Genomic DNA, 6362 nt, shown 5'->3' on the forward strand with positions numbered 1-6362 from the left:
AAAAGTTTTTTAAAGGACCACCTTCAGCTTTAAGGATGGTTTTTAATCGTAGTACTGATTAATCCTGCCAGACAGAAACATGAAAAGCAGACTTAATCATTCATCAAAAAAATTGATAATTATTTGTCTATGATTTCAAAACAAATTAATATTAACTCATAAGCATCTACATATTTTTGCTGTTTCCAACATTTTATCTAATTATTTTTCTGAATTATATAAAGTGGAAACGATTACAAATTTTCAGATTTAAAGTAAGTTGCCCTTTTCAAAAGATTTAAAATTTCAGGGAATGAAAAATTTATTTGCTTTAACCTGCCTGCTGTTGTTTTCCACCGGGCTTTTTGCCCAGACTGCAGATGAACAGTATAAAAAACCTTTAAAAGAGTTACTGGATGAAATTCAAACCGGCTTTAAGGTCAAATTGAAATATCCCGAAGATCTGGTTAAGGATAAGATATTAAATTATGCAGAATGGCGAATTCGCAGTTACAACCTGGAACAAACCCTGACTAATATCCTGTCGCCCTTTGACATGTCATTTACCAAAGAATACGAAAATGTTTATAAAATAAAACCTTTTGAATACGCCAGGCGCACTCCTGAAGAAGGGAAAGCACAGCTGGCTTATTTTTCGACTTTATACAATGACCGCCTTTCCTGGGAAGCAAGGAAGCAGGCGCTCAGAGAGTGCATGATTTCTGCACTGGGACTGAACCCCATGCCCAAAAGCCCGGGTACAAAACCCATTGTCACTCCCCAAAGGGTAATGAATGGCTATACTGTGCAAAATGTAGCCATTGAAACCCTTCCGGGACTTTATGTTTGCGGTTCGCTATACAGACCGATCAAACCCAAAGGCCTCTGCCCTATTATCCTCAATCCTGACGGTCATTTTCAGGACGGGCGCTACCGTGCCGACTGTCAGTACCGTTGTGCCCTGCTGGCCCGTATGGGTGCCATAGCCTTCAGTTATGATCTTTTCGCCTGGGGGGAATCGCGTCTTCAGTTCAAAGATGAAGACCACCGCCGGAGTATTGCCAACACCATACACAATCTGAACGGAATCAGAATATTAGATTATCTGACCACCTTGAAAGGTGCCGATACAAGCCGGATTGCCATCACCGGGGCTTCGGGAGGCGGTTCACAAACCATGCAGCTGACGGCAATTGACAACAGGATAAAAGTCAGCGTGCCGGTTGTCATGGTTTCGTCCTATTTCTTCGGCGGCTGCCCCTGCGAAAGCGGCATGCCTTTCCAGCTATGCCTGGGAGGCACAAACAATGCCGAGATTGCAGCCATGGCAGCGCCCAGGCCCATGATGATCATCTCCGACGGAAAAGACTGGACGGCCAATGTCCCCGAACTGGAATTTCCGTTTATCCAGCGGACATACAGTTTTTACGGGAAAAAGGATCTGGTTGAAAATGCGCATTTTCCAAAAGAGGGACATGATTACGGGAGTTCCAAAAGAATGGCCATGTACGTATTTATGGCCAAACAACTGGGCCTTGATCTCAATGCAGTGAAAAACAAGGATGATGAAATTGACGAATCAACCGTTACTATTGAAAAATATCCTGCCCTGTATGTATTTGGCAAAAATGGGGAACTTTTACCTTCAAATGCGATAAAAAATATCGATCAACTGTACAAAGTTTTTGAAGAAGAAAAAGCAAAACAGGAATAAATTAATAGCCACAATTTAAGCACTTTAATTTATGAAAACCAATAAATTAAATCAATCTGCAAAATATTTAAGGACAGTTTTGTTATTAAGCTGTTTTTATCTCTCTGTTTTTGGTTTAAAGGCTACAGAACCGGTAAACACAACCTTCCTGCACTGTGAATTGCTAAAAGATCCAGCACATCAAGGTTTTGAACAAATCATCATGAAACCTTCACTGGCCAAAGGTTTAAATTCGGTTAGAGCATTTTATCATTCTATTAACGGATTGATTAAAAGCGAATGTGAAAATCAACCGGATCACTTCACATGGAAGAATACAGTTCCGGACAAAAGCAAAGCCTCTGTCTATATTCCGGCAAGCTCAGAAAAGGATGTAACAGAGAACGGCAAAGAAGAAACCTCAAGCAAAGGGTTAAATTCCCAGAAGATGGATGGCAAACAGGCTGTATTTGAAACAGATTCCGGAAATTACTCGCTCGAAACCAAAAGAGACTGGAAGCAGGGAATATTAACCGATGAATTTATTTTTGAACGGGCATCATTTCCCGAAAGTCATGCTTCGACTATTGCCGAGACTCCGAAAGGACTTGTTGCAGCCTGGTTTGGCGGGACAAAGGAAGGATTTCCCGATGTATGCATCCGGGTAAGCCGTTATGAAAACGGAAAATGGAGCGAACCGGTTAATGTCGCCAATGGCATTCAAAATGACACATTGCGGTACGCATGCTGGAATCCGGTTTTGTATCAGGTTCCCGGAGGAGATTTACTTTTGTTTTACAAAATCGGGCCTTATGTGGCAGGTTGGAAAGGTTGGATGATCAGTTCAAAAGATTACGGGATGACCTGGTCGAAACCGCAGGCTTTACCGGAAGGATTTCTCGGCCCTATCAAAAATAAACCTGTTTTGCTTAGCAATGGAAAATTATTATGCCCTTCAAGCACCGAAAAAGACGGCTGGAAAGTTCATTTCGAACTCACTCCAGACTTCGGAAAAGCCTGGGAATGGATTGGGCCAGTTAACGATGGGAAAACCATTAATGCTATCCAACCCAGTATTTTAGTATACAAAGACGGCTCACTGCAAGTATTATGCAGAAGCAAAAACAGGGCGATCATGGAATCGCGGTCAAAAGATAACGGATTACATTGGTCGCCCATGATACCGACATCTTTACCCAACAACAATTCGGGCATTGATGCTGTTACCCTGAAAAATGGCTGGCAATTATTGGTATACAATCACGTACTTCCGCCAAAAGGAGAAACAACAGGAGTCAGAACCCCTTTAAATGTTGCACTTTCAAAAGACGGGAAAGAATGGTATGCAGCTTTGATACTTGAAGATTCGCCAATCAGCCAGTATTCCTATCCTTCGGTGATTCAAACTTCAGACGGGTTGGTTCATATTGTTTATACCTGGCGACGGCAGCGGATCAAACATGTGGTTATTAATCCCGAAAAATTAAATCTGGTTAAAATAAAAAATGGGAAATGGCCTGAGAAATCCAGGAAAAAGCAGGTGTGGTGATTGGAAATGAAACCTCGCTCAGGGCTACCGAGGAGGCAAGAGGTAAAAAGTGCTAATATGAGTTGCTTTTGGAGTAATTCTGATAGTCCGGAGAAACTTAAGCCGCTTTTATTTTACCGGCGGTTTCCTTGTACATCTAAAATCCCCTTTCCGTAACTATTTGAATATTGTTTTCAGAACGACCACCATATTCCTGACCTGTATTCTATTAACATCACAATGTTATATTAAAAAGTAAATACACCAGTTCAAGAAAAATCAGTAAATTTGAACGATGACTAAATTTTACCTTCAAATATAAAATTTTAACAATGAATTATTTAAGAACAATCCTGTTGATATTTCTTTTCATTCCCTTTTTTAATATAGAAAAGGCAGAAGCCCAAAACAAAGCAACCTGGATTTGGTATCCGGGTGATTATGAAATTTGGCTGGGGAACCAGATGCAAAATAAACATACGGACAGAGGGGTGTTCTCTCCTCCCTTCTGGAAGGAAGACAGCCACTATCCTTTAGTTAATTTTGCAAAGAATTTCAACTTGACCAGATCAGAAGAAATTGATCTCCGGGTTGAAGGTATCTATTACCTAAAACTTGATGGCGCTGCTTTCCCGTCAGGAACCACCCACATTTCTGTCCCCGCCGGAAAACACAATCTCAGTCTAAAGGTTTTTTGCCTTGACAGGGTTCCTGCAATTTATGTTAAAGGGAATACTCTGGTTTCAGATTCTTCATGGCAGGTAATTTCCGAAGACAAGCCATTGATTGGCGAATCAGGAAAAGTATCCGACAAATCCGGCACAGTCATGCTCAATGCAGGAAGCTGGAATTTCAATTCCCCCGATTTACCTCCTTCTAAATGTAATTTATCAGTTATTCCCCTATTGGCAAAGGGAACAAAAAAATCAAATAATGGGATCCTTGTAGATTTTGGGAAAGAAACTATTGGTTTTGTAAAATTCCACAATTTAAAAGGTTCCGGAAACATTTCGCTGTACTATGGGGAATCTGAAGAAGAAGCACTTTCAACTGAAAAATGTGAACTTTTGGATCATTTACCTGTCAATCAGTCTGCAACAGCTGATTATCTCACCCCGGATTCACGTGCTTTCCGTTATGTAAATATACAAACCAACGGGAATGTGCAATTCGATTCGGTTTCGATGATGTATGAATACCTTCCCGTTACCCAACGGGGACAATTCAGGTGTTCTGACGAAGAAATCAATAAAATATGGGATGTGGCAGCATATACGCTACATCTTAACACCCGCGAATTCTTTATTGACGGGATTAAACGCGATCACTGGATCTGGTCGGGCGATGCCTATCAAAGTTATTTGATGAATTATTACCTGTTTTTTGATTCCCCGACAGTAAGAAGGACTATACTGGCATTGCGTGGGAAGGATCCCATTACCAGCCATATCAATACCATCATGGATTATACTTTCTATTGGTTCTTGAGCATCTACAATTATTACCTGTATACCGGCGATAAATCCTTTATCAAACAAGTATACCCCCGCATGCAGAGCCTGATGGACTTTTGCCTTTCCAGAAGGGAGAAAGATGGTTTGTTGGTTGGACAACCAGGTGACTGGCTTTTCATCGACTGGGCTGACGGATTAAGTAAACAAGGAGAAGTCAGCTTTGAACAGCTTTTATTTAGCAGAAGTCTTGAAACAATGTCACTTTGTGCCGATATTGCAGGTTATTCTGAAAACGCAGCTCAATATAAACAACTGTCTTCCGATTTGAGATCAAAACTTTTCTCTTATTACTGGAACGAAAATAAACAGGCTTTTGTACACAGCCGTATTGACGGTATTCCTACAAATAACATCACCCGCTATTCCAACATGTTTGCCATTTTCTTCGGGTACTTGAACAAAAACCAGGAACAGGGTGTAAAAATGCATGTATTGTTGAACGACAGCATCCAGAAAATCACTACTCCTTATATGCGTTTTTATGAATTGGAAGCCCTTTGCGCCTTAGGAGAACAATCTTATGTCCTGAAAGAAATGAAAAATTACTGGGGCGGGATGCTTAAGCTTGGAGCCACCTCTTTTTGGGAAGAATATAATCCCTCAAGAAAAGGTACAGAACATTATGCCATGTACGGACGCCCATTCGGCAAAAGTCTTTGCCATGCCTGGGGAGCAAGCCCGATTTACCTTCTCGGGAAATATTATTTGGGAGTGAAACCTACTTCACCCGGATATCAAACCTATTCTGTAGAACCTGCTTTAGGCGGTTTAAAATGGATGGACGGAACGGTTCCTGCACCTAAAGGGGATATCCATGTTTATTGCAATACAAATCAAATAAAGGTAAAATCAGATACAGGTACCGGCACTTTAAGGTTTAAAAGCACCATCAAGCCGTTTTGTAATAATGTTCAGATAAAAAATACAGGGAACCATCAGTACGAAATGACTATTGAAAAAGACAAAGAATATACGATCAAATATAAGGCCGAGAAATAATTATCAGATTAGGTTCGTCATAAAATGAAGTTAAAAAAAGCCATAGAAGCTCGTTTAATTTTGTTTCTGGCAATTCTGCTGAGTTCATCATGGTCATTAATTGTCCAAACTGTAATTGATGAACCAGCAGAAATACAGAAACTTCCCGTCAACCTTCAAGAGCCACTACCTATTCCTAATACCTGCATTAAAGCTGCACTGTCCTGTGACAGAGCAATAGCACAAATGATGTTATTAAACGATATGTAGGATTTCTCTTTTACCGTTAAGCCGGCTCATCAGGAAAAGCTGATTATTGACGAAGAGAAAATATTTAAACCCAAGGCACATTAATGAATCTTGAACCTTCAGGATGCATTGAAAAAGAAATTCGGCTGTCTTACCATAAACTTCTACATCAATATGGACGATTCGGTTTCTGATAATAAGATAGACAAAACCTTTCATACTGTCTAAAAACTTAAGAAGGATTATACCCATTCAATAATATATAATTATTTAATTTGCTATATAATATAAAGCCATTTTATACTAAATAAAACGCACTTCAAACAAACAATTATCTAAATGAGAAAATTATTATGCTATCTCTTTCTTTTGCTTGGCTTATCTGGCTATGGGAAAGCTCAAAGTCAGCAGGAGTTGAAAC

4 protein-coding genes and 1 pseudogene are annotated in these 6362 nt (G+C 40.1%); all 5 read left to right on the forward strand.

The window, feature by feature from the left end:
- Positions 1 to 292: 292 nt before the first annotated feature.
- The 5 genes and pseudogenes from Q8907_11075 to Q8907_11095 all read left to right on the forward strand — a co-directional run bounded on the left by Q8907_11075 (position 293) and on the right by Q8907_11095 (position 5962).
- Positions 293 to 1693 (forward strand): acetylxylan esterase, encoded by a 1401-nt coding sequence (locus tag Q8907_11075; GenBank protein ID MDP4274810.1) that lies wholly within the window; start codon positions 293 to 295, stop codon positions 1691 to 1693.
- A 31-nt stretch (positions 1694 to 1724) separates the two neighbouring features.
- Positions 1725 to 2072, forward strand: a pseudogene (locus tag Q8907_11080) (alpha-L-rhamnosidase C-terminal domain-containing protein).
- Between the two features lie 48 nt (positions 2073 to 2120).
- Positions 2121 to 3221 (forward strand): sialidase family protein, encoded by a 1101-nt coding sequence (locus tag Q8907_11085; GenBank protein ID MDP4274811.1) that lies wholly within the window; start codon positions 2121 to 2123, stop codon positions 3219 to 3221.
- Between the two features lie 311 nt (positions 3222 to 3532).
- Positions 3533 to 5713, forward strand: coding sequence for an alpha-L-rhamnosidase C-terminal domain-containing protein (locus Q8907_11090; GenBank protein ID MDP4274812.1), 2181 nt, complete (start codon positions 3533 to 3535; stop codon positions 5711 to 5713).
- A 24-nt stretch (positions 5714 to 5737) separates the two neighbouring features.
- The gene (locus tag Q8907_11095) at positions 5738 to 5962 is read left to right on the forward strand and encodes a hypothetical protein (protein MDP4274813.1); all 225 of its coding nucleotides are present in this window, start codon (positions 5738 to 5740) and stop codon (positions 5960 to 5962) included.
- The last annotated feature ends 400 nt before the right edge of the window (positions 5963 to 6362 follow it).

The sequence above is a fragment of the Bacteroidota bacterium genome, assembly GCA_030706565.1.
In the GTDB taxonomy this organism is placed as follows: domain Bacteria; phylum Bacteroidota; class Bacteroidia; order Bacteroidales; family JAUZOH01; genus JAUZOH01.

Excerpts from the sequence above, each read along its gene's own strand:
- Q8907_11095 (MDP4274813.1), top strand. The coding sequence starts at position 5,738 with ATGAAGTTAAAAAAAGCCATAGAAGCTCGTTTAATTTTGTTTCTGGCA.
- Q8907_11085 (MDP4274811.1), top strand. The coding sequence starts at position 2,121 with ATGGATGGCAAACAGGCTGTATTTGAAACAGATTCCGGAAATTACTCG.
- Q8907_11075 (MDP4274810.1), top strand. The coding sequence starts at position 293 with ATGAAAAATTTATTTGCTTTAACCTGCCTGCTGTTGTTTTCCACCGGG.
- Q8907_11090 (MDP4274812.1), top strand. The coding sequence starts at position 3,533 with ATGAATTATTTAAGAACAATCCTGTTGATATTTCTTTTCATTCCCTTT.